The following is a 26,441-nucleotide window of genomic DNA, read 5'->3' as shown; positions in this document are numbered from 1 at the left end:
TCAGAACTCGTTCTGGATGTGCTTGTAGCCCAGCACCAGCGCGTTGTTCGTGCGCGCGACGTCCTCGGAGAAGTCGCTCGCGTCGGCTGTCACCTGCGGCAACGCGGCAAGGTCGGTTTCCGGCCCGATGCGCTCGGTCGAGCGCACGTAGAAGCCCGGCGGCAGGCGGCAGCCGTCGACGACCGCGTTATAGCGCACCACGCAGCCGTCGTCGATGGTGCAGTTGAACAGCACGCTGTTGAAGCCGACAAACACGCCGTTGCCGACCTGGCACGGCCCGTGGACGATCGCGCGATGCGCGATCGACGTGTGCCGGCCGATGGTGACGCTCGCGCCCGACTTCGAATGAATCACCACGCCGTCCTGGATGTTCGAATGCGCGCCGATCACGATGGGGGCAATCCGTCCGTCCGGGTCCGTTTCGTCGGCGCGGATCACCGCGTACGGGCCGATGAACACGTTCTCCTCGACGATCACGCGCCCGCACAGGATGGCGGTCGGATCGACGAACGCGCTCGGGTGGATTTGCGGCAGGTCGCCGCGCGGGTTCTTTCTGATCATGAGGATTCCTGCTGAGAAAGGAGAGGGCCGCGCTTGAGCCGCTCGAACAGGCCCGGATCGCGCCATTGCGCGGAGATGGCCGGCGCGAACACGATGTCATCCAGGTCGATACGGCCCATGCGCGGGTTGAACGCATCGTCGCGAAAGCACTGCGCGTAGCCGGTCTCGGTCTCGTGAACGATGACCGAATGCAGCCGCACGTCGGCTTCGCCGTTCACCATGCGGGTGCACGACAGCGCCGCATCGACGAGGCGAAAGAACACGCGCGAGAACTGCTCGGCGCTCGGCGATACGGGCAGCATCACCCAGCGCTCGGAATGCCGGCGCATGCTCTCGAGATAGTCCGGCTCGTCATCCGACCACAGCGTCACAGCGTGATCGAACGCGTCGATCAGGTCGCGCACGTCGCCCTTGAGCAGCCCGAAGTCGTAGATCATCTGCCCGTGATCGAGCGCGTGCGCTTCGAGCACCAGCTCGACACGGTACGAATGACCGTGGATCGAATGCGAGCAGCGCCGCGTGCTGCAGCCGCGCACGATATGCGCGTTCTCGAACCGGAACAGCTTGCGGATCAGCATGCGTCGGCGTGTTCGCGAACCGGCGCGGCCCAGGCCACCGCGTCGTGCGGATGCAGGCTTTCCAGATGGCGCACGTGCACCCGCGGGTTCCGGTGGTGGCCATCCAGCGCGGCCTGGACCCGGCGCGCGGCATCCTCGACGAACATCAGGTTCCCGCCGTTCAGCACCGCGAACGCCTGCTCGTCCGCGCGCTTGACGGCCGTCTGCACCGGCGTGCCGAGCGCGTGCTCGATGCGATCGATCAGGTCGATCAGCCCCAGCGTCGCGCCGTCGGCGGGCAGCGCCACGCTGACGACGGCTTCGCTGCGCTGACTGTGCGGCGTGGCCGCCGTCGCGTGCCGTTTCAGCCATGCGGCGACTGCCGCCGGGTCCACGCGATCGTCGCGGCCGAACGCCGCCAGGAATGCCTGCTCGACCCAGTGCCGCGACAGCGCGGCCGAGCACGGGCACGTCGACGAATAGACGGACGTCACCTGCGCGCGCAGCGCGAACCTGGAATCCGTCAACGTCGCGTCGATGCGGACCGGATAGGCCTTCCACCCGGCCAGCCCGTCGGTCACGAGCGCCGCACGACGCGCCAGCAAGTCGAAGCGCAGCCGCAGCCGCGCACTGCGCGTGTCGCAGTCGCGATGGCTGTCGACCATCGCCTGCAGCAGACGCTGAAGGCCGGCCGGCGACAGCGCCGAGCCGTCGCCGAACCCGTCGAGCAGCCGGTACAGCCGCGACATGTGGATGCCCTTCACGTGCGGCGCGGGCAGATCGACCTGCACGTCGACGCGCGCATGCACGTCGCGACGGCAGCCGGGCTCGGCCACCGCAACGGGCAGGTCGATGCCCTGCATGCCGACCCATTCGAGCGGGCGGCCGCCCGGCGCGGCATCGGTCAGGGAAATATCGGGAAGGGGTGCGTTCATGCTCGGAATCCGGTGGAGCGCTTTCTCCATCCGGATCGATGCAGGAAGCGCGTTCAGGTCAGGGCCAGTCGTGAAACGGGTTGTCCCACGTGGTCCAGTGTTCGGGGCCGCTAGCCATCTCGGCGTCGGTCAGCAGACACGCGTCGAAGCGCGCGCGCAGCGCGGGCTCGTCCATGTCCATGCCGATCAGCACGAGTTCCTGCCGCGCATCGCCGACGTGCTCGTCCCAGCGTGCGCGGATCTGCGCGACGGCTTCCGCGTCCTGCGGCCAGCGCTCGGGCGGCACAGCCGCCCACCAGTAGCCGGCCGGCCCGTGCCGGGCGACCGCGCCGGCCTGCGACCACGAACCGGCGACGGTCGGGTGGGTGGCGAGCCAGAAGAATCCCTTCGAGCGGACGACGCCCGGCCATTCGCTTTCCACGAGATCGAAGAAACGCTGCGGATGGAACGGCCGGCGCGCACGATAGACGAAGCTTCGGATGCCGTACTCGTCGGTCTCCGGCGTGTGCGTGCCGCGCATCTCCTGCAGCCAGCCCGGCGCGCGCGACGCGGCTTCGAAATCGAACAGGCCCGTGTCGAGCACGCGCTCGAGCGGCACCTTGCCGAATTCGGCGATCTCGATCCGTGCGCGCGGGTTCAAGCCGCGCAGCAGCGCGACCAGCCGCTCGCGCGCGCTTGCGTCGATCAGGTCGATCTTGTTGATCACGATCACGTCGCAGAACTCGATCTGGTCGATCAGCAGATCGACGACCGTGCGCGCATCCTCGTCGCCCATCGATTCGCCGCGCGACTGCAGGCTGTCGCGCGACGCGTAGTCGCGCAGGAAATTGAACGCATCGACCACCGTCACCATCGTGTCGAGCCGCGCGACTTCGCCGAGGCTGCGGCCGTCCTCGCCTTCGAACGTGAACGTCTCGGCCACCGGCAGCGGCTCCGAGATGCCGGTCGACTCGATCACGAGCTGGTCGAACCGCCCTTCGCGCGCGAGCCGGTCGACCTCGATCAGCAGATCCTCGCGCAGCGTGCAGCAGATGCAGCCGTTGCTCATCTCGACCAGTTTCTCGTCGGTGCGCGACAGCCCCGCGCCGCCGTCGCGCACGAGCGCGGCGTCGATGTTGACCTCGGACATGTCGTTGACGATGACCGCGACGCGCCGGCCCTCGCGATTGTTGAGGATGTGGTTGAGCAGCGTCGTCTTGCCGGCGCCGAGGAAGCCGGACAGGACGGTCACGGGAAGCCGCGTGGACGGATGGAGTGCAGTACTCATCGGGCGATTCCGGAAGAGGACATTGAGGAGAGAATGATATATTGTATCGCAACGATATAACATATCATTTCAGGCGTCCAGCAGGCCGGTCACACGGCGGCGATTCGCGCTCCCGGCGGGGCCATCGATCATGTCCGGCGTATCGCGCAACGCGGGCGGGTCGGCGATCGTGATGCAGAGCCGCAACAACGGCACGGCGGAACAGACCGGCAGGGCGTTCTGGACCGTGCCGGCAGTGGGCTGCGGGGTCAAGTCGGTCGAGGAGTACTTCGACGCAAGCGGGATACGCGACGCGCGCTATTCGAACGAACGGGTGTCGTTCAAGCGCGCCGGCGTGGAGAGCAGCGCACCGCTGGCCAGCCGGCCTGCGGTCGCACCCGCACCCGTGGCCGTGCCGACGGCAGCCCCGCCGCCCGTCGACCAGTCACGGTGCGCGCGCTCACTTACGTATAGAGCGACGCCGGGGGCAACGCCCCGGCCAGTGCGAACCGGCCCACGTCGCGCAGCCGGTAGTCGAGCGGGTCGTGCAGCGTATGCGTGCGCGCGTTCCGCCAGAAGCGGTCGAGGCCGAGCGACGCGGCCGTCGCGCGTGCGCCGCATGCGTCGAACAGCGCCTCGCCGTTCTCGATCGCGGCGCGCTGCGCGACGATCTTCGCTTCCGATACGGCCAGCGCGACTTCGGCGCGCCCGTCCGCCGTCAGCGCGTCGTGCTGCGTCCATGCGCGCTGCAATGCGTCGGCCGCACGATCGGCGAGCGACGCGGCGGCGAGCGCCCGCACGCGCATGTCGCCGAAGCGCTGCAACGTATATGGATCGTCGCTCGCGCGCTCGACGTTCGCATGAATCCACGGCCGCCCGTGCTTCAGCACGTAGTCGCGGGCCTCGGCCAGCGCACCTTCCGCCAGCCCGACGAACAGGTTGGTCAGCACGAGCTGCGACACGAGCGTGCGCAGCGTCGCGCGCGGGGTCGGCGCGTTTTCCGAGCGGTGCAGCACTTCATCCGCCGCGAGCGTCACGCCGTCGAAGCGCACGCTGCCGCTATCGGTCTGGCGCTGGCCGATCGGATCCCAGTCTTCATTGACCGTGATCCCCGGACGATCGGTCGGCACGACGCCGAACACCGTGCGGCCGGTGTCCGGATCGTGCGCGGACACCGTCATGCGCTGCGAGCCGCGCGTGCCCGAGCAGAAGCCCTTCACGCCATCGAGCCGGTAGCCGCCGTCGGGCGTCGCCGTGGCCACGAGTCGCGTGTCGAGCGGATTGACCGCATTGCCCCACCACCATCGCTGCTCGACCGTGCCGCGCAGATAGCGCTCGCGCTGCGCGGCGTTGCCCCACACGTCGACGCTCACCACCTGCAGGCACTGGAATCCGACGAGATGCGCGAGCGCGCTGTCGACGCGCGCGATCTGCCGGATCGCGTCGTAGATCCCGGGCCATGCGGCTTCCTGCCCGCCGAACGCACGCGGCACCGCAAGCGTCAGCAGCCCCGCATCGGCGAGCCACTGCTTCTCTTGCGCCGCATGACCGCCCGCGCGGTCGCGCGCGGCGGCAGTGGCGCGCAACGCGTCGATCGCCCGGGCCAACCCGGCGCGGTCGAAGGCGGGTCCATCGGTATCGGGCGCGAAGGTCGCCGGGCCACGGGGATCGTTCATGCGACGGCTTCCTGCGCAACCGCCTCCCCCGACAGCGGCACGAGCGCGTCGAGCTTGCGGCCGGTCAGCCGCGACAGGATCTCGCGCCGCCAGTCGTCGTAGATCGCGCGGTATTCGGCGATATCCGCGCCGAACACGTGCGCGGTGTGCGCGTACTCGTCGTGCAGATAACCGTCGAGCCGCGCCTGCGTTTCCTCGTCGGCCGCGATCACGCGATCGATCAGCGCGTCGCGCTCGGCGGCCGGCAGCGCCTTCAACGTATCGAACCACCACTGGACGATCTGCACGCGATGCCATTCCTCGTCCGGCCGGATCCGGTTCTCGCCATGCTCGCGCATCGCGGAATCGCCGATGCGGCCGGTCTTTCGCTGAATCCACAGCTTCGCGAGGATGTGCAGTTCGTAATGCCATTCGAACGCGAGAAAGCCCGCGACGTCGCGCACCGCGATGTCGCCGATGCGCGCCCAGTGCACGGCGACGAGCCGGTCGACTTCCGGCAGCGGATCGCGCCCCGTCAGTTCGGTCACGCGTTCGCGGCCGATCACCGCGTGCGCGCCGTCATCGCCGAGCTGGCGCGACAGGATCAGCTGGAAATGCGGGTCGTCGCGGAACAGCGTATCGATCGCCTTTGCGACGACCTGCACGATGAACAGGTCGTGCGACGCCATCTTCGTGTAGTAGTCGGCGACGGCGGCCAGCTCGTCGTCATTGCGCGGCTCGCGCGGCGGTGTGGCGAGCTTGGCCGGGAAGTCTGGACGATGGCGTCGCGCCACGTCGAGAAACAGCGCCTCCTCGAATTGTCCGTTCCATTCGCGCGGCGCGCCGATGGGCAAGGTCATAGGGTTCTTTCTCTCAGGATCATGAATGAAGCGAGCGGACGCTTGTGGCGCCGCTCAGGTACGCCGGGTCACACGTCGGACCAGGCGGTCGCCCGTGATTTGCACGGCCGAGACGAGCGCGATCAGGATCACGATCACGGTCGCCATGACGGTGGTGTCGAAACGCTGGTAGCCGTAGCGGATCGCGAGATCGCCGAGGCCGCCCGCGCCGACGGCGCCCGCCATCGCGGTCGAGCCGATCAGCGCGACGACGGTAATGGTGAAGCCGCCGAGCATGCCGGGCAGCGCTTCGGGCAGCAGCACGTGCCAGACGATGTGGCGGCGCTTCGCGCCCATCGCGAGCGCGGCCTCGATCAGTCCGCGGTCGACTTCGCGCAGGCTCACCTCGGCGATCCGCGCGAAGAACGGGATCGCGGCGATCGACAGCGGCACGACGGCCGCCCAGACGCCGATCGTCGTGCCGATCAGCACGCGCGTGAACGGCAGCAGCGCGACCAGCAGGATCATGAACGGCGTCGAGCGGAACACGTTGACGAGCGCGCCGAGCACCGCATTCACGCCGCGCCGTTCGTAGATGCCGCCGGGCGCGGTCGTCACGAGGATCACCGCGAGCGGGATGCCGATCAGCGCGGCAATCGCGGCCGACGCGGCGACCATCGACAGCGTGTCGCGGATCGCGTCGAGCAGTTCGGGCCACCAGAGGTCAAACATAGCCGAGCACCTCCGCGTGATTCGCGTGGCGGCGCGCACGTTCGAGCAGCGCGGCAACCGCGCCGCCGCGAGCCGGCGATTGGCCGGCGTCATCCGCGCGCGGCGCTGCCGCGATCACGAGCCGCCCCTGCGCATGCCCCTGGATGCGCTCGATCCCGCCGTGCAGGAAACGCACCGAGCCGCCGAGCGCCGCCGCGAGCGCGCCGACATCCGGCTCGCCGCCACTCTCGCCCGTATAGCGGACGTCGAGCACGACCTGCGCGCCGTCGGGCAGCGCGGCCCGCTCGGGCAGCGGCTGCACGCGCGCGGCCAGTTCGGCCGGCAGGTCGTGCACGAGCGTGCTGAGCAGCGCGCGCGTCGCGCCGTGGCGCGGATCGCCGAACACGCGCCACACGGGGCCCGTTTCGACGACTTCGCCCTGTTCGATCACCGCAACCGTGTCGCACACCGCGCGGATCACTTCCATCTCGTGCGTGATCAGCACGATCGTCAGCCCGAGGCGGCGGTTGATGTCGGCGAGCAGCGCGAGGATCGACTGTGTCGTCTCCGGATCGAGCGCCGACGTCGCCTCGTCGCACAGCAGCACCTCCGGATCGTGCACGAGCGCGCGGGCAATGCCGACGCGCTGCTTCTGGCCGCCCGACAAGCTGACCGGATACGCGTCGCGCTTCGCGGCGAGGCCGACGAGCTCGAGCAGCGCCTCGACCTTGCGCACGCGCTCGGCCTTCGGCACGCCGGCGATCTTCAGCGGCAGCGCGACGTTCTCGAACACCGTCTTCGCGGACAGCAGGTTGAAATGCTGGAACACCATGCCGGTACGGCGCCGCAGCGCGACGAGCCCGTCCTCGTCGAGCGCGCCGACGTCGACGCCCTGCACGCGCACACGGCCCGAACTCGGCCGCTCGAGCCCGTTTACGAGCCGCAGCAGCGTCGACTTCCCGGCACCGCTGCGGCCGATGATCCCGAATACCTCGCCGCGCCGCACGTCGAGCGTCACGTCGCGCAACGCGGCGGCCTGGCCGCGCGGCGTCGCGAACACCTTGCCGACCTGCTCCAGCGTCACGGCCGCCGCGCCGGCCAAGTCGGCCGACGCGGCCGCTTCATCATGCGTCGCGGCAGCGGCGCCGGCGCGCGCGGCCGACGTGTCGATGAAACCCAACGTATCGAACAATTGCGTCATCACTTCGCCCCGTCAGGTTCACGCATGCGCGGGATGCGCAGCGGGATGGGCGGCGTCACGCGCGCGGGCCGGCCGGTGCTGTGCACCGGTGTGCCACGCGGGCAGGCGCGCACCCGCGCCGAACAGCTTCTCGCGCAGCGTCGGCGCGGGATCGTAGTCTTCCTTGTAGACGCCGCGGTTCTGCAGCTCGGGCACGACCCAGTCGACGAAATCCTCGAACGACTCGGGCATCACGGTGCGCGTCAGGTTGAAGCCGTCGATGCCGGTCTCGTCGATCCACGACTGCAGTTCGTCCGCGACCTGCGACGGCGAGCCGACGATCGGCGCATAGCGGCCGCCGAGCGACATCTGCTCGAGCATCCGACGTACGGTCCACGTGCCGGTCGTGCTCTTGCGCGAGATCGCGTCGACGGCCGACTGGATCGAATCGGTCTTCACGTACGAGATCGGCTCGTCGAGGCCGTACTTCGCGAAGTCGATGCCGGTCGAGCTCGCGAAATGCGCGAGGCCGGCTTCGGGGCTCGCGTAGCGCCGGTATTCGTCGAATTTCTCGCGCGCGAGCCGCTCGGTCTCGGCCGTCACGACGCTCACGCCCGCGAAGATCCGGATCGACGCCGGGTCGCGCCCCTGTCGTGCGGCGGCCGCGCGGATGTCGAGCGCCGCCGCGCGCGCGGCGGCCTTGCTTTGCCCGTTCACGAACACGCATTCCGCGTGACGGCCGGCGAACTCGACGCCGCGCGCGGATGAACCGGCCTGGTACAGCACCGGCGTGCGCTGCAGCGACGGCTCGCTCAGGTGAATCGCATCGAGCGAATAGAACGGCCCGTCGTGCTTCACGCGCCGCACCTTGCCCGGCTGCGCGAACACGCGCGCCTGCGCGTCGCGGATCACCGCGTCGTCGTCCCAGCTCTGTTCCCACAGCTTGTAGACGACATCCATGTAGTCGTCCGCGCGCTCGTAACGGTCGTCGTGGCCGATCTGCTGCGCGAGGCCCATCCCGCGCGCGGCACTGTCGAGATAGCCGGTGACGATGTTCCAGCCCACCCGCCCTTTCGTCAGGTGATCGAGCGTCGACATGCGGCGCGCGAACAGGTACGGCGGCTCGTAGGTCAGGTTCGCGGTCACGCCGAAGCCGAGATGGCGCGTGACCTGCGCCATCGCGGGCACCAGCAGCAGCGGGTCGTTGACGGGCACCTGCACCGATTCGCGCAGCGCGGCATCGGGGCCGCCGCCGAACACGTCGTACACGCCGACGATGTCCGCAAGGAAGATCCCGTCGAACTTGCCGCGTTCGAGCGTCTTCGCGAGGTCGGCCCAGTAGTCGAGATCGGTGTAGTGCGCGGAGCGGTCGCGCGGATGCGTCCACAGCCCGTGGTTGATGTGCCCGACGCAGTTCATGTTGAACGCGTTGAGCAGGATCTTCTTGCGGTTTGCCGTCGTCATGCCCGCCTCCGTCACCATGCGATCGCGTACAGCGAGCCGAACGCGTTGTCGAGCGCACGGCGCACGGCCGGCGACTGCTGGTAGATCGCGATGAACTTGCGGATGCGCGGATCGTTCACGCTGTCCGGCCGCACGACCCACTGGATCGCGAAGATCTTGTTCTCGGTGCCGTCGAACAGCAGCGCGCTGTTCGGGTCGGTCGTGCCGGCGAGCTTGATGAAGCTCGGGTAGCCCTGCGCGAGATCGACGTCGTCGAGCGAGCGCGCGAGCTGCGACGCCTCGAGCGGGATGATCTTCAGGTGCTTCGGGTTCGCGACGATATCGTGCGTCGTCGCGCGGTAGTCGGCGCCCGGCTTCAGCGTGATGAGCCCCGCGCGCTGCAGCAGCAACAGCCCGCGCCCGCCGTTCACCGGATCGTTCGCGATCGCGACCTTCGCGCCGTCCTTCAGCTCGCTGAAGCTTTTCACCTTCTTCGAATAGAGGCCGATCTTCATGATCGTGCCGGGTGCGATCGACACGAAGTTGTAGCCGCCCTGCCGGTTCGCGTTCTCGAGGAACGGGATGTGCTGGAAGTAGTTGACGTCGATATCCTTGTTCGCGAGCGCCGCGTTCGGCGTATTCCAGTCGGTGAATTCGACGATCTTCACGTCGAGCCCCTGCGCTTTCGCCTCCTTCGCGGCGACCTTCAGCGCTTCGATCTGCGGGCTGGTCGAGATGCCGACCTTCAGCGGCGCGGTGTCGGCGTGCGCGCCATCGAGCAGCGCGACGCCAAGCAGGGCGGCGGCCAGCAGACGCGCGACGCGGCCGGCGGAAAAGCGGGCGGAAAAAACGGCATGCAGCATGGAAACCACTCTCCTGTCCAAAGACGGTATCGACGGATGAGCGACGCCGCGGCGAACGCACGGGCGTTCTCCGGACCGAGGTCAAACGCGTCGGAAAAGGATCAGCCGATGATAGAGAGCGGCGCGAGGACGGTCTACGAAGCGATTGTGCGAAGAAAATCGCGGGCGGCGATATGGCGGGCGGCCGCACCGGATCGGGGGCCTGGCCCGGCGCCAGGCCGAAATCTCGGCCTGGGCGCCGGGCGAATTCCGAAATCTCGGCCAGCCGGTCGAGCGCCTCATTCAGCAGACGAAATAAACCCCTTGCAAATCAATGCATTAAAAATATTCCGGCCGGCCAGAATTTCTGGCACGGAGGTTGCGTAATAGACGGCACACGATGCCGCGAAGCGATGCAGGCATTCCAACATCAGGAGACACGTCTTGCAGACCTCTATCCATACCCCGCCCCATCCGGAGCCGGTTTCCGGCGCCGTCGCCCCCCCGCGCGAGCGCTTCTGGCCGGAAGGCTGGTGGAAACTGATGGAAATCCGCATCGGCATCATTCCGCTGCCCGTCTACTTCATCCTGCTCGCGCTGATCGTCGGCTTCTCGGTGACCGGCAAGGTGCCCGGCGAGATCTCGATGGCGATCGCGGTGCTTGCGTTCTTCGGCTTCACCTGCGCGGAACTGGGCAAGCGCCTGCCGCTGTTGCGCAACATCGGCGCGGCCGCGATCTTCGCGACCTTCGTGCCGTCGGCGCTCACGTACTACCACGTGCTGCCGAAGCCGGTGCTGAACCTCACCGTCGAATTCACGAAGTCGACCAACTTCCTGTACCTGTTCATCGCGTCGATCATCGTCGGCAGCATCCTGAGCATGGATCGCCGCGTGCTGATCCAGGGTTTCCTGAAGATCTTCATCCCGCTCGCGGCCGGCTCGGTCGCGGCGGCGATCGTCGGCACGGCGGTCGGCACCGCGCTCGGCCTCGGCGCGCGCCACACGCTGCTGTACATCGTCGTGCCGATCATGGCGGGCGGCGTCGGCGAAGGCGCGATTCCGCTGTCGATCGGCTATTCGGAACTGATGCACCTGCCGCAAGGCGAGATGTTCGCGATGGTGCTGCCGCCGGTGATGCTCGGCAGCCTGACCGCGATCATCCTGTCGGGCGCGCTCGACATGCTCGGCAAGCGCTTGCCGCACCTGACCGGCAACGGCCGCCTGCAGGTTGGCGAAAGCGGCGACATGACGCCGGAAAACGAAGAGATTCGCGGCCACGTCGACGTCACGCACATCGCGGGCGCCGGCATCACGGCCATCACGCTGTACCTGGTCGGCCTGATGGCGCACAAGCTGTTCGGCCTGCCCGCACCGGTCGCGATGCTGTTCCTCGCGGTGCTCGTGAAGCTCGCGCGCGCGGTGTCGCCGCCGCTGCAGGAAGGCGCGTTCGTCGTCTACAAGTTCTTCTCGACCGCCGTCACGTATCCGCTGCTGTTCGCGATCGGCGTCGCGATGACGCCGTGGGACAAGCTGACCGCCGCGTTCACGATCGTCAACGTCGTCACGATCGTGTCGACCGTCGCGACGCTGATGGGCACCGGTTTCGTGGTCGGCCGCCTGTTGAAGATGTACCCTATCGACACCGCAATCGTGAACGCCTGCCACAGCGGGCAAGGCGGCACCGGCGACGTCGCGATCCTGACTGCCGCGAACCGGATGCAACTGATGCCGTTCGCGCAGATCGCGACGCGTATCGGCGGCGCGATCGTCGTCACGGTCACGCTGATCCTGGTCGCACACTTCGGATGACGCGCCGCCGCGCGCACCGTCGCGCAGGCCGCTTCGCACGCGCCGCCGCCGGCCCAGCCGGCGCGCGGCGCGCGTCGTTCAGGGCGTCGTGTCGGGCGTCCCGCCGTGCGGACGGTTGCGGGCTTCGATGAGGGCGAACGTGCAGAAGAGCTTCAAGGGAATCCCGTGGTGGGGCTGGGCATCGGCCGGCGTGCTGTATATGTGCGTCGCAGCCGCGGCCGTCGATTTCGCGTGGGAACGCGCGATCGACGCGCTCGAGGAAGCCGGCGCGCACCGGCTCGACCTGTATGCGTCGAGCCTGAAAAGCGAACTCGGCCGCTTCGAGATCCTGCCCGGCCTGGTCGCGCGTCAGGACGGCGTGCGCACGATGCTGAAAGCCGCGCCGAACAGCGCCCCCGAGCTCGTGCACACGGTCGACACCTACCTCGAAGCCGTGAACCGCGACGCGGGCAGCGGCGCGGTCGACGTGATCGACCTGCAGGGCGACGTGATCGCCGCCAGCAACTGGAACGAGACGCTCAGCTTCGTCGGCACCAACGTGTCGTACCGGCCGTATTTCAAGGACGCGCTCGCGCGCGGCAGCGGCCGCTTCTTCGGCATCGGCACCAACACCGGCGTGCCGGGTGTCTACTTCGCCAGCGCGGTGCGCGACGACGGTGTGCCGATCGGCGTGGCCGCCGTCAAGATCAGCGTCGATCCGCTCGAATCGGCGTGGCGTGCGCCGGGCGTCGCCGCGATGGTCGTCGACAGCAACGGCGTGGTCGTGATCTCGACCGAACCCGCGTGGAAATTCACCGCGCTGCGCCCGATCACCGCGCAGCAGCAGCATGACATCCAGGCGTCACGGCAATACGCGGGCCGCACGGTCGACGCGCTGCCGTACCGCCGCATCGGCGACCGCAGCGCGGCCGCGTGGTTCGGCACCTTCCCCGATACGCGTCACAGCGGCCGCACCACGCGCTATCTCGTGATGTCGCGCCCGGCGCCGCAGGCCGGCGATTCGCTGATGGTGCTGCTCGACATCGCGGGCGCGCGGCGCCAGCAGCAGACGGCCTTCGTGTTCGTCACCGGCGCGTTCCTGATCGCCGTGCTGCTCGCCGGCTACGCGATCCAGCGCCGCCGGGCGATCGTCGCGCGGCTGAACGCGCAGGACGCGCTGCGGCGCGCGAACGACCAGCTCGAGCTGACCGTCGCGCAGCGCACGGCCGCGCTGACGGCCGCGAACGAACGGATGCAGCGCGAGATCGTCGAGCGCGAGCGCACCGAGCAGCGGCTGCGCGCATCGCAGCAGGAAGTCGTGCACGCGGGCAAGCTCGCGGTGCTCGGGCAGATGGCCGCCGGCCTCACGCACGAACTGAACCAGCCGCTCGTCGCGATCCGCACGCTGTGCGACAACGCGCGCACGTTCTTCGAGCGCGGCCAGCCGGCGCCGGCGCTCGCCAATCTCGAGCGAATCGGCAAGCTCGTCGACAGCATGGCCGTGCTCACCGGCGAGCTGAAGACCTTCGCGCGCAAGCCCGACGTCGAACGCGTCGCGGTCTCGCTGAACGAGGCCGTCGCGCATGCACGGCTCATCTACGACGCGCGGATCCGCGACGAAGGCGTGCGGCTCGACGTGAACATCGCGCCCGGCACCGCCGTGGCGGCCGAGTCGAGCCAGCTGCAGCAGGTGATCGTCAACCTGCTCGGCAACGCGCTCGACGCGGTGCACGACGCGCCCGTGCGCCGCATCGTCATCGAGGCCGCCGGGCCGGACGAAGCCGGCCGCGTGCGTTTCACCGTCGCCGACAGCGGCGCGGGCATCGCGCCCGAGGTGCTGCCGCACCTGTTCGAGCCGTTCGTCACGACCAAGCCGCGCGGCCAGGGCCTCGGGCTCGGCCTCGCGATCACGTCGCGCATCGTCGAGGCGTTCGGCGCGAAGATCGCCGCGACGAACCGCGACGAAGGCGGCGCGCAGTTCAGTATCGAATTCGCGGCGGCAACGCTGCAAAGGACAGAGCATGGAAGATGAGATTCGGGTGCTGGTCGTCGAGGACGATGAAAACGTCCGGATCGGCGTCGAGCAGGCGGTCGCGCTTGCCGGCTTCGCGGTCGATGCGTTCGCGTCGGCCGCCGACGCGCTGCATCACGTCGCGCCCGGTGCGCCGGTCGTGATCGTGTCGGACGTGCGGATGCCGGGCATCGACGGGCTGCAGCTGCTCGATCGCGTGATGGCCATCGACGCGCAGATCCCGGTCGTGCTGATCAGCGGCCATGCCGATATCTCGACGGCCGTCGGCGCGATGCAGGTCGGCGCGTACGACTTCATCGAGAAGCCGTTTTCGTCGGACGTGATCGCCGGGCGCGTCGCGCGCGCGGTCGAGAAGCGCCGCCTGACGCTCGAGGTGCAGGGCCTGCGCGCGGCGCTGAACAACTGGCAGGGCATCGAGGCGTTCGTGCTCGGCAAGTCGCCCGCGATGGCCGACGTGCGCAAGAAGATCCTGCGCCTCGCCGATACGTCGGTGTCGGTGCTGATCACCGGCGAAACGGGCACCGGCAAGGAACTGATCGCGCGCAGCCTGCACGACTTCGGCAGCCGGCGCGACGCGCATTTCGTCGCGCTGAACTGCGGCGGCCTGCCCGAGCAGGTGTTCGAGAGCGAACTGTTCGGCCATGAAGCCGGCGCGTTCACCGGCGCGATCAAGAAGCGCATCGGCAAGATCGAATGGGCGGACGGCGGCACGCTGTTCCTCGACGAGATCGAGACGATGCCGATTCCGCTGCAGGTCAAGATGCTGCGCGTGCTGCAGGAGCGCGTGGTCGAGCGGCTCGGCGCGAACGAGCTGATTCCGGTTGACTGCCGCGTGGTCACCGCGTCAAAGGCCGATCTCGCCGAGCTCGCGGCCGACGGTCGCTTTCGCGCGGACTTGCTGTATCGCCTCAACGTCGCGCAGATCGAGCTGCCGCCGCTGCGCGAGCGGCGCGAGGACGTGCCGCTGCTGTTCGAGCATTTCGTGCTCGCGGCCGCGCGGCGCTTCGGGCAGCCGGCGCCGGTCGTCACGGCTGCGCAGGTATCCGAACTGATGACGCACGCGTGGCCCGGCAACGTGCGCGAGCTGCAGAACGTGGCCGACCGCTTCGTGCTCGGGCTGACCGGCGACAGCCTGCTGTCGTCCGGCGGCACGCCGGCCGCGGGCGGCACGCTCGCGGAACAGCTCGCGTATTTCGAACGGATGCTGATCGAGGACATGCTGCAGCGTCACAACGGCAACGTCGCGGAGGCGAGCGAAGCGCTCGGGATGCCGAAGAAAACGCTCTATCACAAGCTGCGCAACCTGCGGATTCCCGCGCGCGGCGACGCGGCGGCCGATGGCGGCGAGTGACGCGAACGAGGACACGCACAGCATGGATCGCATCGAAGTCACCGAACAAGGCCGCATCACCGGCCACCTGATCCGCGGCGTCACGCGCGCGCGGAAAACCTTCCGCCCGAGCGACTGGCCCGAGCGCCTCGCGGGTGTCATCACGCTGTTCGTCGGCGAACGGCGGCCCGGCTATCCGTGCGCGCTGTCGCGGCTCGCGATGCCCGTCGTCGACGGCGGCGTCAAATGCCTGTTCGTGTCGGACGAACTGCGCACCGTCTGCGCGGACGCATTCGACTTCGCGATGCAGTTCGCGGCCGACAACGACCTCCCCGTCGAGCTTCAGAGCGCGCCCGCATTGACAGTGCGCTGACGCGCGGGCCGCTTTCGCGGCTCGCGTGCTTCCCGTTTTCCAAAGGTGCGATGCGCAGGCCGCCGCACGCCCTTTTTCGGCCATTCCGGCGCTGCGACTCACCGTTAGACGATTGAAAGCATCGACACCCGTCCCCTTCCGACAAGGGTTTCCGGCCGAACCATCAATAAAATTGATCGTCACGATGAAAATTATGCGTTTTCCTTGCAGGTCGCCGTGATGCATAGTTGCGTCGTGTTGACGCACCTTTGAGTCTTTCAGTCATGAACATGCGAATCGAGCCGTCCGTGCTCGCGAACCCCGACCTGCAATTTGCGACGCTTTCGTCAGGCATCAGCCTGCCGTATGTCGAGCGCGGCAGCGGTGCGCCGATGGTGTTCGTGCACGGCTCGCTGTGCGATTACCGCTACTGGGATCCGCAGCTCGCATCGCTGTCGGCCCACTACCGCTGCATCGCGCCGAGCCTCAGCCATTACTGGCCGGCCGTCGAAGCGGGCATCCAGGACGAGTTCAGCTGGCAGAACCACGTCGACGAGCTCGCCGAATTCATCGATGCGCTCGATCTCGGCCCCGTGCACCTGGTCGGCCACTCGCGCGGCGGCAGCGTCGCATTCAACGTGGCGCGCCAGCATCCGCACCTCGTCGAGTCGCTGACGCTCGCTGATCCGGGCGGCCCGCTGCAACAGCCGGGCGTGCGCGAAGCCGCGCTGCCGGCCGCCGCGATCGCGCTGCGCACGAAGGCCGTGAACCTGATCGGGCAAGGCGACGTCGAATCGGGCCTCGAGATGTTCGTCGATTCCGTGAGCCTGCCGGGCGCATGGAAGAAGAGCACGTCGCGTTTCCGCACGATGGCGATCGACAACGCGAGCACGCTGCCGAAGCAGTTGCGCGACCCGCTGCCCGCGTATTCGCAGCACACGGCCGGCGACATCGCGTGCCGCACGCTGCTGATCGACGGCCAGCGCAGCCCGAAGATGTTCCGCAACAACGTCGACACGCTGTCGCAGTGGATCGGCAACGCGCAACGGCAGACCGTCGCCGGTGCGTCGCACGGGATGAACGCCGCGAGCCCCGCCGTGTTCAACCGCTTCGTGCACGAGTTCGTCGCCGCGTAATTTCCCGGGCGGCGTTCGTTCCGCCCGGTTTTCCTGCTTCATTCGGAAACGGCGCGGCCCGCCCCGCATCGCTTTCCTGTCGCCCGCCGCACGTCACCGGCGCATCCGCCGCGCGGATCCAGACACCTCCGCACGATCCGCGTCCGCGTCTGGGTGCCGGACACCGGCGCGGCGCATCGCATCACGCCGCCGGCTCCGCCTTGCGCGTGACCGCATCGGGCAACCCGAACACGCTGTCGAACGCCCAGTTGTACGTGAACGTGAAGATCGGGAAGAACACGATCAGCACGGCGTCGTACAGGAACGCCTGCAGCAGCGACACGTCGAGCCACCACGCGATCAGCGGGATCAGGAACGTCACGAGCGCGACCTGGAAGCCGATCGCATGCAGCACGCGGCGACCAACCGTGCGCGTCGTCGCCGCACGCCGCCGCTCCCACGCCTCGAACGCGAGGTTGTACAGGAAATTGACGGTGACGCCCGTCGTCGAGATCATCACCCCCATCACACCGCTCGTCGCCACGCTCGCGCCGCTCAGCATGCCGAGCACCGACGAGGCGATCAGGATGCCGAGCACCTCGAACATCACGACGTAGACTATGCGTCTCTTCCACCCTTGCATGACCATCCACCTTCCATCGAACAAGGTGGCGAGACTATCAGCGGGTAGCACGTCCGCAAAAGTCAGGTCCTTTCAATTTTTCTGACAGGAAGCCCTCGCATGCTGACCAGCGACCACATCGACATGCTGCTGACCGTCATCGACAAAGGCTCGTTCTCGGCAGCCGCGCGCGCACTCGGCCGCACGCCGTCGGCGGTCAGCATGGCGATCGCGAACCTCGAGGCCGAACTCGGCCTCGTGCTGTTCGATCGCGGCACACGCGAACCGACGCCGACCGCCGCGATGGCCGCGCTGCTGCCCGACGCACGCTCGATCGCCGAGCAGTTGCAGGTGCTGCGCGCCCACGCGCAGCACCTGTCGGAAGGCGTCGAAGACACGCTGCGGCTCGGCGTCGCGGCCGAAATCGACCCGGCGCCCGTCGCCCGCGCGCTGATGGCGGTCGCCGCGAAGTATCCGGCGCTCGCGATCAGCATCGTCACGGCGCCGCAGGACGCGATCGTCGACGCGCTGCATCGCACCGCCATCGATCTCTGCGTGGCGTACTGCGGGCTCGACCTTCATCCTCAGGAGCAAATTCATGCGCTGTGGACCGAGACGCTCGTCGCGGTCGCCGCGCCGAGCCATCCGGCGATCGTCGAAGGCGCGCAACCCGAGGCGATCGAGCGGCTGTCGGGCTTTCGGCAGATCGTGATCGCCGATCCGGAGCGGCCGCTGACCGACATTCGGCCGCTGATCGGCAACCGCACGTGGAAGGTGACCGACATGGCGACCGCGATCGCACTGGTGAAGGCCGGTCATGGCTGGGCGAACCTGCCGGCCTCCGTGATCGGCCGATACATCGCCGACGGCGAACTCGCGCCGCTCGTGTTCGCGAACATCCGCAACGGGCTGCCGCTGCCGGTTTACCTGCGCCGGCCGAAACACACGGGGCTCGGCAAGGCGGCCAGCGAACTGGTCCGCGCGCTGCGGTCTGCCGGCGATGGAAAATGACCGGCGTGGTGGCGAACGCCGCCACGCCGTCGGTCAACGCATCCCGGCTTGACCGTTAGTTGCGGTTAATGCGATGCCACGGCCGCACTCTGGATCGAATCGACGAGCGCCGCGTTGTCGTAGCGTCGTCCGGCAATGCCCCATCCACCGTCGACCGCATGGACGACGTTCACCCAGACTTGCGCAGGCGTCAGCCGCCCGCCCGCACGGCGCAGCACGATCGCGGTCGCCCGTTCGACGAATTGGCGCTGCCGGTCGGGCGCCGCCAGCGCCACCGCGGGCAGCTTCAGCTCGACGAACGCGGCAGGCTCCGCGCGCCCGTGCACGAAGGTCCGGTGCCGCGGCAGCACGTTGAGCGTGCCCACCACGTTCGGCGCCAGGAACGCATTCCCGGTCAACCCCTCGACTTCCAGCAACGCATCGGTCAACTCGGCAAACACCGGCCCTTCGTCGTCCGGCGTGAAAACCCCTTCGGATACTGTCAGCGTAATCGGCATCGCACTTTCTCCTGGTCAGGTCATCGGTTGGGTGACGTGATATAAATATCAGTCACTCTCTATACAATAGACACTGATCACTCTCTTTGCAAGATAAAGAGTGATCGCTCTGAAGCGAGCCTGTCATGCGTTATACCGTCGAGCACAAGCACGAAACCCGCACGCGCATCCTCGATGCCGCGAGCCGCCTGTTCCGCCAGGAGGGGTATGGCGGTTCCGGCATCGGTCCGCTGACGAAGGCAGCGGGTGTCACCAACGGCGCGTTCTACGGCCATTTCAAGACGAAGGGCGAAGCATTCCGGCAGGTCGTCCTCGATGGCCTCGACCAGCTCCGGCAGGGTGTCGCGACGTTCAAGGCCGAGCACGGTGCGCGCTGGCGGCGCCCGTTCGTATCGTTCTACCTCGGCCCGCGGCGCACGTGCGAACTCGGCGAAAGCTGCGCGCTGCCCAGCCTGTCCCCGGAGGTGATGCGCGCCGACGACGAAACGCGCGACGCATACGCGCACGCGTTGCGACAGATCGTCGACGAAGTGTCGGCCGGGATGGACAACCCACCCGACGACGACCGCGCGATCGCGCTCCTTGCGCTGCTGTCGGGCGGGGTCACGCTCGCGCGCGCGGTGCGCGACCCCGAGCTGGCGCAGCGCATCGCCGATGCGGTCGGCCGGTACGCGGTGGCGATCGCCGAACGCACTGACGTGCAGCCCGAGCAACAGAAGTAACCAGCCGCCAACAAAAAACCCCGATCCGCGTCGCCACGGATCGGGGTGCTTCGATCGACCACTTGTTGCAACGGCCCGCCTCGGGCCGGCGCGTCAACGCGCGGCCACCTCCGCCTTGACGGACGCCGCATCGCCGACCGCCGTCGGCGCCGCCCCCCACCCGCCGCCCAACGCGCGGATCAGGTTCACGGTCGATACGGCCTGCGCACCGGTCAACTGGTTCGCCTGCAGTTGCGACTGGAGCACCGAGCGCTCGCTGTCGATCACGTCGAGATAGGCAACCTCGCCTTCCTGATACTGCGTGCGCGACAACGTCGCCGCACGGCGCGACGCATTGACGGCCGCATCCTGCGCGCGGATCTGATCGTCGAGCAGGCGCAGGTCGGCGAGATTGTCCTCGACCTCGCGGAACGCGACGAGCACCTGCTGCCGGTAGTTCGCGACCTGTTCGTCGTACTGCGCGCGCGCCTGCTGCACGCCGGCCGCACGGCGCCCGCCGTCGAACAGCGGCAGCGTCAGCGCGGTGCCGGCGAACGGCCCGAGCAGGAACGTGCGGCTCGACCACAGGAACAGGTTGCCGAGCGTCGACGCTTCATACCCGAACGCGCCCGTGATATCGAGCTTCGGGAAATACGCGGACTTCGCGAGGCCGATCCGCGCGTTCGCGGCCGCCATCGCACGCTCGGCCGCCGACACGTCCGGGCGGCGCTCGAGCAGTGCGGACGGCAGGCCCGGCGGAATCTTCACCGCGACCGGCACGATCGGCGTCTCCTTGAACCCGAAATCCGCCGGCGCCTTGCCGAGCAGGATCGCGAGCGCATGCTCGGACGCCGCACGCCGGCGCGCGACGCCGACCGCATCGGCCTGTGCGCTGGCCAGCTCGTTCTTCGCGCGCGACACGTCGAGTTCGCTGATGTCACCTTCGTTGAAGCGGCGCTGCACGAGCTTCAGTGCCTGCTCGCGCAGATCCACGGTGCGGCGGTACAGGTCCTGGTCCGCATCGAGCTGACGCAGTTCGAAGTAGTTCTGCGCGACGTCCGCCTGCAGCGCGAGCTGCACCGAACGGAACAGCGCTTCGCTCTGCGCCTGGTCGGCGCGCGACGCCTCGACGTTGCGGCCGACTCGGCCGAACAGGTCGGCTTCGTACGACACCGTGCCCTGTGCGCGCCACAGCGTCGCATTGGTCGGGCCGGTGCCCTGCGGCTGGAACTGCGACGCCGACGACAGCCCTTCGCGCGTCGGCCCGAAACCGGCGCCGACTTGCGGGAACCACTGCGAGCGCGCCGTACGCGTCGCCGCGCGCGCTTCCTCGACACGCGCGGCCGCGGCCTTCAGGTTCTGGTTCGCGGCAAGCGCCTGCGTCTCGAGCGAATCGAGCACCGGGTCGCCGAACACCTTCCACCATTCGCCGCGATGTTCGGCGTCCGACGGCTCGGCCGTCTTCCACGTGCCGGCCTGTTCGCCCGCGGCGAGCGTCGGCGCTTCCTTGAACGCGGCGGGCGTCGGCGCATCCGGGCGCTTGTAGTCGGGGCCCACCGCGCACGCGGCAAGCAGCGTCGCGAGCAGGGTGCTCGCGGCCGCCACCTTCGCGAAGCGCATCAGGCCATTCGTGTTGTGCATGTTGTCCATCGTCTTATCCTCAAGCATCCGAAGCCGGCACGCCCGGGGCCGTCACGCCGTAACCGGCCGAGTCCTTGCCCGCGACGTGAATCTTGCCGCCCGCGAGCGTGCGCAGCACGACGTAGAACACCGGCGTCAGCATCAGCCCGAACAGCGTCACGCCGAGCATCCCGAAGAACACCGCGACACCCATCGCATGGCGCATTTCCGAACCGGCACCCGTCGACGTGACGAGCGGCACCACGCCCATGATGAAGGCGATCGACGTCATCAGGATCGGGCGCAGCCGCAGCCGGCTTGCCTCGATCGCGGCCTCGAGCGGCGTCCTGCCGTCGTGTTCGAGTTCACGCGCGAATTCGACGATCAGGATCGCGTTCTTCGCCGACAGCCCCACCAGCACCATCAGGCCGATCTGCGTGAAGATGTTGTTGTCGCCCTGCGTGAGCCACACGCCCGTCAGCGCCGACAGAATGCTCATCGGCACGATCAGGATCACCGCGAGCGGCAGCGTCAGGCTTTCGTACAACGCAGCGAGCACGAGGAACACGAGCAGCACGCTGATCGGGAACACGTACATCGCCGAATCGCCGGCAAGAATCTGCTGGTACGTGAGGTCGGTCCATTCGAACCGCACGCCGCGCGGCAGCGTCTCGTGCGCAATGCGCTCGATCGCGGCCTGCGCCTGGCCCGACGAGAAGCCCGGTGCCGGGCCGCCGTTGATGTCGGCCGCCGTGTAGCCGTTGTAGCGCACGACCATTTCCGGGCCGAACGTCGGCGTCACCGTGACGAGCGACGACAGCGGCACCATCTCGCCCTTGTCGTTGCGCGTCTTCAGCTGCAGGATGTCGTCCGCGCGCTGGCGGAACGGCGCATCGGCCTGCACGCGCACCTGGTACACGCGCCCGAAGCGGTTGAAGTCGTTCACGTACAGCGAGCCGAGATACACCTGCATCGTGTTGAACACGTCGGTCACGGGCACGCCGAGCTGCTTCGCCTTCACGCGGTCGAGATCGACGTTCAGCTGCGGCACGTTGATCTGGTAGCTCGTGAACAACGGGCCGAGTTCAGGCGCCTGCTGCGCGCGCTTGATGAAGTCGTTGGATGCATCCGCAAGCCGCGCATAGCCGACCGCGCCGCGATCCTCGATCTGCATCTTGAAACCGCCGAGCGTACCGAGGCCGAGCACCGGCGGCGGCGGGAACACCGCGACGAACGAGTCCTTGATCGCGCCGTACTGCTGGTTCAGCGCGCCGGCGATCGCACCGGCCGACAGCGCCTTGCCGTGCCGTTCGGAGAACGGCTTCAGCGTGACGAACACGATGCCCGCGCTCGAGCTGTTCGTGAAGCCGTTCACCGACAGCCCCGGGAACGCCACCGCGCTCTCGACACCCGGCTGCTTCAGCGCGATCGAGCCCATGTCGCGGATCACCTTCTCGGTACGGTCGAGCGATGCGCCGTTCGGCAGCTGCGCGAACGCGATCAGGTACTCCTTGTCCTGCGCGGGCACGAAGCCGCCCGGCACGACCTTCGACACCAGCACGGTCGCGCCCACCAGCACGAGGTACACGCCGAGCATCAGCGTCTTGCGCGACAGCACGCCACGCACGCCGCGGCCATAGTTCTCCGCACCGCGATGGAACACCTTGTTGAAGCCGCGGAAGAAGCCGCCGAGCACGCGGTTCATCACGCGCGTGAGCCAGTCTTCCTTGTCGCCATGGCCCTTCAGCAGGATCGCGGACAGCGCCGGCGACAGCGTCAGCGAGTTGAACGCCGAGATCACCGTCGAGATCGCGATGGTCATCGCGAACTGCTTGTAGAACTGGCCGGTCAGGCCCGACATGAACGCGAGCGGCACGAACACGGCGACGAGCGTCAGCGCGATCGCGATGATCGGCCCGCTCACTTCCTGCATCGCCTTGTAGGTCGCCTGCCGCGCGTTCATCCCGCTTTCGATGTTGCGCTCGACGTTCTCGACCACCACGATCGCATCGTCGACCACGATCCCGATCGCGAGCACCATCCCGAACAACGACAACGCATTGATCGAATACCCGAACGCGAGCAGCAGCGAGAACGTGCCGATGATCGACACCGGCACCGCGATCAGCGGAATCAGCGACGCGCGCCAGGTCTGCAGGAACACGATCACGACGATCACGACCAGCGCGATCGCTTCGAGCAGCGTGTGCACGACCGCCTTGATCGACGAACGCACGAACTGCGTCGGGTCATAGACGATCTTGTAGTCGACGCCCGCCGGCATGTCCTGCTTGAGCTCGGCCATCGTCTTGCGCACTTCGTCCGAGATCTGCAGCGAGTTCGCGCCCGGCGACTGGTTGATCGCCATCGCGACGGCCGGCTTGTTGTCGAGCAGCGAGCGCAGCCCGTATTCCGACGCGTCGAGCTGGATCCGCGCGATGTCGCGCAGGTGCGTGACACCGCCGTCCGGCGTCGTCTTCACGACGATGTCGCCGAACTCGTCTTCCGTCTGCAGACGGCCGCGCGCATTCACCGACAACTGCAGCGGCGTGCCCGGCAGCGACGGCGATGCGCCGATCACGCCGGCCGCGACCTGCACGTTCTGCTCGCGGATCGCCTGCACGACGTCCTCGGCCGACAGCCCGCGCTGCGCGACCTTCTGCGGATCGAGCCACACGCGCATCGCGTAGTCGCCGGAACCCCACAGCTGCACCTGGCCGACGCCCTGGATCCGCGACAGGCGATCCTTCACGTTGATCAGCGCGTAGTTGCGCAGGTAGGTCATGTCGTAGCGGTTGTCCGGCGAGATCAGGTGGACCACCATCGTCAGCGTCGGCGAGCTCTTCACCGTCGTGATGCCGAGCCGCTGCACGTCTTCCGGCAGGCGCGGCAGCGCCTGGTTCACGCGGTTCTGCACGAGCTGCGTGGCCTTGTCCGGATCGGTGCCGAGCTTGAACGTGACGGTGATCGTCATGTTGCCGTCGCTGTTCGCCTGCGACTGCATGTAGAGCATGTCCTCGACGCCGTTGATCTGCTCTTCAAGCGGCGACGCGACCGTCTCGGCGATCACTTTCGGGTTCGCGCCCGGATACTGCGCCTTCACGATCACCGAAGGCGGCACGACTTCCGGATATTCCGAGATCGGCAGCAGGAACATCGCGATCACCCCGCCGAGCAGGATGATCACCGATAGGACTCCTGCAAAGATCGGTCGGTCGATAAAGAATTTTGAAATGTTCATGTGTGGCTCTGTCTGGTTGAACGCGGATATGAAGCGGCGGGCCGCTTACGAATCCGCCTTCGCCGGTGCGGCCGGCTTCGCGGTGCTCGCGAGCGGCGCGGACGGTGCGTCACCGCCCGTCATCGGGACCATGTGCGGCTTCACCTGTTCACCGGGGCGCACGCGCTGCGTACCGTTCACGACCACGCGATCGCCGGCGGAGAGCCCGCTCACGATCACGCGCTGGTTGCCGTGCTGCATCCCCTGCTGCACTTCGCGGTACGACACGCGGCCCTGCTGGTCGACGACGAACACGAACTTCTTGTCCTGGTCGGTGTTGATCGCCGCGTCGTCGACGAGCAGTGCCTCGTGCGGCGCGCTGCCGCCTACCTTCACACGCGCGTAGAGGCCCGGGACGAGCGCGCCGTCGGCGTTGTCGAAGCGCGCGCGCACGCGGATCGTGCCGGACGACGTATCGAGCCGGTTGTCGACCGAGTCGATCTCGCCGCTGCGCGAGTAGCCCGCTTCGTTCGCGAGACCGAGCTCGACCGGCACCTTGCGGCCACTGCGCGCACCGCTGATGTATTGCAGATAGGTCTGCTCGTCCGCGTCGAACGATGCGTAGATCGGCGACACCGACACCAGCGTCGTCAGCGGCGCGGCCGATGCACCGGCCGACACGACGTTGCCGAGCGTGATTTCCGCGCGCGACACGCGGCCCGACACCGGCGCGGTGATCCGCGTATAGCCGAGGTTGATGCGCGCCGTTTCCAGCGCCGCTTCGGCAGCCTTCAGGTTCGCCGCCGCCTCGCGCGCCGCATTCTGCTTCTCGTCGTAGTCGCGTTTCGCGATCGCGTTGTCGCCGATCAGCCGCTGCGCGCGCTGCCAGTCGGTCTGCGCGTAGCCGTTGCGCGCCTGCGCGGCCGCGAGCTGCGCAGCCGCACGATCGGTTTCGGCCTGGTACGGGCGCGGGTCGATCACGAACAGCACTTCGCCCTTCTTCACGAGCGCGCCGTCCTTGAAGTTCACCGCGACGATCGTGCCCGACACTTGCGGGCGCACGTCGACTTTCTCGACCGCTTCGAGGCGGCCCGAATAACTCTGCCAGTCGGTCACGGTCTGCGGCACGACGGTCGCGACGTCGACTTCGGGCAGCGGTGCTGCCGCTTTCTCCGGTGCGTTTGCGTTCACGCGCATCGCGCCGAACGTTCCGAGGCCGACGACGGCGAGCGTCACGATCGCCGCTGTCGCGATTCGGGAACGGGAGGTGCGTAGGATGGCCATGTGGATCTCCAGTAAACGTGGATTGGTTTTGGTTATTCGGAACGGTTCGGCTGGCGCGCCTGGAAGCGGCACTGGAAGAAGCGCACGGCTTCCTCGAATGCGGCTTCGTGCGTCGCGAGCGCGGCGTGCGTGATGTCCGGATAGCGGATCACCTGCGTGAGCACGCCCGACGAGATCAGGCAGCCCGCATATTTCTCCGCTTCGACGTGCAGCACGTCGTTCTGCGCGGTGACGACGAGCGTCGGCGGCAGCCCCGCGAGGCGCACCGATTCGAGCGGCGCCGCGTACGGGTGCATGCGCTGCGCGGCCTGCGGCAGATACGCGCGATAACATGCCGCGCATTCGCGCGCGGTGATGTCCGATGCAAGGCGCTCGGCGTCGCCGATGCGCGTCATGCTCGGGTCGAGCATCGGCCCGAACAGCGCCTGCGCGGCGATCGACACTTCGCCGCGGTCGCGTGCGATGAATGCCAGGCAGTTCGCGAGCTGGCCGCCCGCATCGTGACCCGCGACACCAATCTTCTTCGGGTTGCCGCCGAACGCGCGGGCGCGCGTCGCGGCCCACACGGCGGCGCGATACGCATCCTCCGGCGCGGCCGGAAAAGGAAAGGCCGGCGCGAGCGAATAATCGACCGACACGACGAGCGCTGGTAAGCGTTCTGCTAAAAAACGCGCGGCGAAATCGGCGTCTTCGAGCGAACCGCGGACGAAGCCGCCGCCGTGGAAATAAAGCACTACCGGCAACCCGGTTTTGTCCGGGCGGCGGTACAGGCGCAGCACGATGTCCTGCGCGTAGCCGGGAATTTCCACTTCGGCGACCGTCAGCGCCGCGCCCGCCGTGGCTGGCGCGGGCAAAGCGGCTTTCAGGAATTTGCTGAATTCAGAAGCGTCCATGACGATG

At 68.0% G+C, this 26,441-nt stretch carries 24 protein-coding genes; 7 read left to right on the top strand and 17 right to left on the bottom strand.

The genetic code is table 11. From position 1 onward, the window contains the following. The 11 genes from ACPTTC_RS19900 to ACPTTC_RS19850 form a co-directional block, all read right to left on the bottom strand. Complete coding sequence (locus ACPTTC_RS19900) at window positions 1–561, bottom strand: carbonate dehydratase (protein ID WP_175965020.1); 561 nt, start codon at window positions 559–561, stop codon at window positions 1–3. After that, window positions 558–1,139 (bottom strand): 6-pyruvoyl trahydropterin synthase family protein, encoded by a 582-nt coding sequence (locus ACPTTC_RS19895; RefSeq protein ID WP_423393595.1) that lies wholly within the window; start codon window positions 1,137–1,139, stop codon window positions 558–560. The genes ACPTTC_RS19900 and ACPTTC_RS19895 overlap by 4 nt, the downstream gene beginning before the upstream one ends. Beyond that, window positions 1,133–2,053 (bottom strand): GTP cyclohydrolase FolE2, encoded by a 921-nt coding sequence (gene folE2, locus ACPTTC_RS19890; RefSeq protein ID WP_423393594.1) that lies wholly within the window; start codon window positions 2,051–2,053, stop codon window positions 1,133–1,135. Before folE2 ends, ACPTTC_RS19895 begins: the two co-directional genes overlap by 7 nt. Window positions 2,054–2,111: 58 nt before the next feature. Then, on the bottom strand, window positions 2,112–3,320 hold the full coding sequence (gene zigA / locus ACPTTC_RS19885) for a zinc metallochaperone GTPase ZigA (protein ID WP_423393593.1): 1,209 nt from the start codon (window positions 3,318–3,320) through the stop codon (window positions 2,112–2,114). 69 nt (window positions 3,321–3,389) lie between these two features. After that, window positions 3,390–3,572 carry a hypothetical protein gene (locus tag ACPTTC_RS19880; RefSeq protein WP_423393592.1) on the bottom strand — a complete coding sequence of 61 codons (183 nt, stop codon included), beginning with the start codon at window positions 3,570–3,572 and terminating at the stop codon, window positions 3,390–3,392. A gap of 191 nt (window positions 3,573–3,763) precedes the next feature. Next, window positions 3,764–4,975, bottom strand: a complete 1,212-nt coding sequence (locus ACPTTC_RS19875; RefSeq protein ID WP_423393591.1) for an acyl-CoA dehydrogenase family protein — start codon at window positions 4,973–4,975, stop codon at window positions 3,764–3,766. After that, a complete protein-coding gene (locus ACPTTC_RS19870) occupies window positions 4,972–5,814 on the bottom strand; it encodes a hypothetical protein (RefSeq protein WP_423393590.1) in 843 nt (280 codons plus the stop codon). The genes ACPTTC_RS19875 and ACPTTC_RS19870 overlap by 4 nt, the downstream gene beginning before the upstream one ends. Window positions 5,815–5,868: 54 nt before the next feature. Continuing rightward, entirely contained in the window at window positions 5,869–6,525 is a 657-nt protein-coding gene (locus tag ACPTTC_RS19865; protein WP_423393589.1) for a methionine ABC transporter permease, read from the bottom strand. Next, a complete protein-coding gene (locus ACPTTC_RS19860) occupies window positions 6,518–7,705 on the bottom strand; it encodes a methionine ABC transporter ATP-binding protein (RefSeq protein ID WP_423393588.1) in 1,188 nt (395 codons plus the stop codon). Before ACPTTC_RS19860 ends, ACPTTC_RS19865 begins: the two co-directional genes overlap by 8 nt. A gap of 18 nt (window positions 7,706–7,723) precedes the next feature. Then, window positions 7,724–9,148 (bottom strand): LLM class flavin-dependent oxidoreductase, encoded by a 1,425-nt coding sequence (locus tag ACPTTC_RS19855; protein ID WP_423393587.1) that lies wholly within the window; start codon window positions 9,146–9,148, stop codon window positions 7,724–7,726. An 11-nt stretch (window positions 9,149–9,159) separates the two neighbouring features. Then, a complete protein-coding gene (locus ACPTTC_RS19850; protein WP_175952535.1) occupies window positions 9,160–9,990 on the bottom strand; it encodes a MetQ/NlpA family ABC transporter substrate-binding protein in 831 nt (276 codons plus the stop codon). Window positions 9,991–10,413: 423 nt separating this feature from the next. Between ACPTTC_RS19850 and ACPTTC_RS19845 the strand changes: the two genes are divergently transcribed. The 5 genes from ACPTTC_RS19845 (at window position 10,414) to ACPTTC_RS19825 (ending at window position 16,607) form a co-directional block, all read left to right on the top strand. Beyond that, window positions 10,414–11,778, top strand: coding sequence for a 2-hydroxycarboxylate transporter family protein (locus ACPTTC_RS19845; RefSeq protein ID WP_175952536.1), 1,365 nt, complete (start codon window positions 10,414–10,416; stop codon window positions 11,776–11,778). A 127-nt stretch (window positions 11,779–11,905) separates the two neighbouring features. Continuing rightward, window positions 11,906–13,789, top strand: coding sequence for a sensor histidine kinase (locus ACPTTC_RS19840; protein ID WP_423393586.1), 1,884 nt, complete (start codon window positions 11,906–11,908; stop codon window positions 13,787–13,789). Continuing rightward, window positions 13,779–15,140, top strand: a complete 1,362-nt coding sequence (locus ACPTTC_RS19835; RefSeq protein WP_423393585.1) for a sigma-54-dependent transcriptional regulator — start codon at window positions 13,779–13,781, stop codon at window positions 15,138–15,140. Before ACPTTC_RS19840 ends, ACPTTC_RS19835 begins: the two co-directional genes overlap by 11 nt. Window positions 15,141–15,162: 22 nt before the next feature. Further along, on the top strand, window positions 15,163–15,492 hold the full coding sequence (locus ACPTTC_RS19830; protein ID WP_423393584.1) for a DUF3579 domain-containing protein: 330 nt from the start codon (window positions 15,163–15,165) through the stop codon (window positions 15,490–15,492). Between the two features lie 263 nt (window positions 15,493–15,755). Then, on the top strand, window positions 15,756–16,607 hold the full coding sequence (locus ACPTTC_RS19825) for an alpha/beta fold hydrolase (RefSeq protein WP_166890034.1): 852 nt from the start codon (window positions 15,756–15,758) through the stop codon (window positions 16,605–16,607). 181 nt (window positions 16,608–16,788) lie between these two features. Here the strand turns inward: ACPTTC_RS19825 and ACPTTC_RS19820 are convergent, their stop codons facing one another. Then, window positions 16,789–17,229, bottom strand: coding sequence for a PACE efflux transporter (locus ACPTTC_RS19820; protein ID WP_423393583.1), 441 nt, complete (start codon window positions 17,227–17,229; stop codon window positions 16,789–16,791). Between the two features lie 99 nt (window positions 17,230–17,328). On the opposite strand from ACPTTC_RS19820, the gene ACPTTC_RS19815 reads away from it, so the two are divergent. Further along, window positions 17,329–18,219 (top strand): LysR family transcriptional regulator, encoded by an 891-nt coding sequence (locus ACPTTC_RS19815; RefSeq protein ID WP_423393582.1) that lies wholly within the window; start codon window positions 17,329–17,331, stop codon window positions 18,217–18,219. A 65-nt stretch (window positions 18,220–18,284) separates the two neighbouring features. On the opposite strand, the gene ACPTTC_RS19810 is transcribed toward ACPTTC_RS19815, so the two are convergent. Then, window positions 18,285–18,716 carry a Tautomerase enzyme gene (locus ACPTTC_RS19810; protein WP_175965037.1) on the bottom strand — a complete coding sequence of 144 codons (432 nt, stop codon included), beginning with the start codon at window positions 18,714–18,716 and terminating at the stop codon, window positions 18,285–18,287. 125 nt (window positions 18,717–18,841) lie between these two features. Here ACPTTC_RS19810 and ACPTTC_RS19805 point away from each other — a divergent pair, with 125 nt between their 5' ends. Then, window positions 18,842–19,438 carry a TetR/AcrR family transcriptional regulator gene (locus tag ACPTTC_RS19805; protein WP_423393581.1) on the top strand — a complete coding sequence of 199 codons (597 nt, stop codon included), beginning with the start codon at window positions 18,842–18,844 and terminating at the stop codon, window positions 19,436–19,438. 93 nt (window positions 19,439–19,531) lie between these two features. Here the strand turns inward: ACPTTC_RS19805 and opcM are convergent, their stop codons facing one another. Genes opcM through ACPTTC_RS19785 form a run of 4 tightly spaced genes read right to left on the bottom strand, consistent with a single transcriptional unit; the run spans window position 19,532 to window position 26,434 of the window. Beyond that, a complete protein-coding gene (opcM, locus tag ACPTTC_RS19800) occupies window positions 19,532–21,067 on the bottom strand; it encodes a multidrug efflux transporter outer membrane subunit OpcM (RefSeq protein ID WP_423393580.1) in 1,536 nt (511 codons plus the stop codon). Between the two features lie 10 nt (window positions 21,068–21,077). Next, complete coding sequence (gene ceoB / locus ACPTTC_RS19795; RefSeq protein ID WP_226197459.1) at window positions 21,078–24,278, bottom strand: multidrug efflux RND transporter permease subunit CeoB; 3,201 nt, start codon at window positions 24,276–24,278, stop codon at window positions 21,078–21,080. A 45-nt stretch (window positions 24,279–24,323) separates the two neighbouring features. Further along, window positions 24,324–25,541, bottom strand: a complete 1,218-nt coding sequence (ceoA, locus tag ACPTTC_RS19790) for a multidrug efflux RND transporter periplasmic adaptor subunit CeoA (RefSeq protein WP_423393579.1) — start codon at window positions 25,539–25,541, stop codon at window positions 24,324–24,326. Window positions 25,542–25,573: 32 nt separating this feature from the next. Next, window positions 25,574–26,434, bottom strand: coding sequence for an alpha/beta hydrolase (locus ACPTTC_RS19785; protein ID WP_423393578.1), 861 nt, complete (start codon window positions 26,432–26,434; stop codon window positions 25,574–25,576). Window positions 26,435–26,441 lie beyond the last annotated feature (7 nt).

Source organism: Burkholderia mycopellens (assembly GCF_964265025.1).
Classification (GTDB): Bacteria; Pseudomonadota; Gammaproteobacteria; order Burkholderiales; family Burkholderiaceae; genus Burkholderia.
This window is presented reverse-complemented; position numbering and strand designations above follow the sequence as displayed.

Excerpts from the sequence above, each read along its gene's own strand:
- ACPTTC_RS19815 (WP_423393582.1), top strand. The coding sequence starts at position 17,329 with ATGCTGACCAGCGACCACATCGACATGCTGCTGACCGTCATCGACAAA.
- opcM (WP_423393580.1), bottom strand. The coding sequence starts at position 21,067 with ATGGACAACATGCACAACACGAATGGCCTGATGCGCTTCGCGAAGGTG.
- ACPTTC_RS19870 (WP_423393590.1), bottom strand. The coding sequence starts at position 5,814 with ATGACCTTGCCCATCGGCGCGCCGCGCGAATGGAACGGACAATTCGAG.
- ACPTTC_RS19810 (WP_175965037.1), bottom strand. The coding sequence starts at position 18,716 with ATGCCGATTACGCTGACAGTATCCGAAGGGGTTTTCACGCCGGACGAC.
- ACPTTC_RS19865 (WP_423393589.1), bottom strand. The coding sequence starts at position 6,525 with ATGTTTGACCTCTGGTGGCCCGAACTGCTCGACGCGATCCGCGACACG.
- ceoB (WP_226197459.1), bottom strand. The coding sequence starts at position 24,278 with ATGAACATTTCAAAATTCTTTATCGACCGACCGATCTTTGCAGGAGTC.
- ACPTTC_RS19900 (WP_175965020.1), bottom strand. The coding sequence starts at position 561 with ATGATCAGAAAGAACCCGCGCGGCGACCTGCCGCAAATCCACCCGAGC.
- ACPTTC_RS19820 (WP_423393583.1), bottom strand. The coding sequence starts at position 17,229 with ATGCAAGGGTGGAAGAGACGCATAGTCTACGTCGTGATGTTCGAGGTG.
- ACPTTC_RS19830 (WP_423393584.1), top strand. The coding sequence starts at position 15,163 with ATGGATCGCATCGAAGTCACCGAACAAGGCCGCATCACCGGCCACCTG.
- ACPTTC_RS19850 (WP_175952535.1), bottom strand. The coding sequence starts at position 9,990 with ATGCTGCATGCCGTTTTTTCCGCCCGCTTTTCCGCCGGCCGCGTCGCG.
- ACPTTC_RS19825 (WP_166890034.1), top strand. The coding sequence starts at position 15,756 with ATGAACATGCGAATCGAGCCGTCCGTGCTCGCGAACCCCGACCTGCAA.
- ACPTTC_RS19840 (WP_423393586.1), top strand. The coding sequence starts at position 11,906 with ATGAGGGCGAACGTGCAGAAGAGCTTCAAGGGAATCCCGTGGTGGGGC.
- zigA (WP_423393593.1), bottom strand. The coding sequence starts at position 3,320 with ATGAGTACTGCACTCCATCCGTCCACGCGGCTTCCCGTGACCGTCCTG.
- ACPTTC_RS19855 (WP_423393587.1), bottom strand. The coding sequence starts at position 9,148 with ATGACGACGGCAAACCGCAAGAAGATCCTGCTCAACGCGTTCAACATG.
- ACPTTC_RS19875 (WP_423393591.1), bottom strand. The coding sequence starts at position 4,975 with ATGAACGATCCCCGTGGCCCGGCGACCTTCGCGCCCGATACCGATGGA.
- ACPTTC_RS19785 (WP_423393578.1), bottom strand. The coding sequence starts at position 26,434 with ATGGACGCTTCTGAATTCAGCAAATTCCTGAAAGCCGCTTTGCCCGCG.
- ACPTTC_RS19835 (WP_423393585.1), top strand. The coding sequence starts at position 13,779 with ATGGAAGATGAGATTCGGGTGCTGGTCGTCGAGGACGATGAAAACGTC.
- folE2 (WP_423393594.1), bottom strand. The coding sequence starts at position 2,053 with ATGAACGCACCCCTTCCCGATATTTCCCTGACCGATGCCGCGCCGGGC.
- ceoA (WP_423393579.1), bottom strand. The coding sequence starts at position 25,541 with ATGGCCATCCTACGCACCTCCCGTTCCCGAATCGCGACAGCGGCGATC.
- ACPTTC_RS19895 (WP_423393595.1), bottom strand. The coding sequence starts at position 1,139 with ATGCTGATCCGCAAGCTGTTCCGGTTCGAGAACGCGCATATCGTGCGC.
- ACPTTC_RS19805 (WP_423393581.1), top strand. The coding sequence starts at position 18,842 with ATGCGTTATACCGTCGAGCACAAGCACGAAACCCGCACGCGCATCCTC.
- ACPTTC_RS19860 (WP_423393588.1), bottom strand. The coding sequence starts at position 7,705 with ATGACGCAATTGTTCGATACGTTGGGTTTCATCGACACGTCGGCCGCG.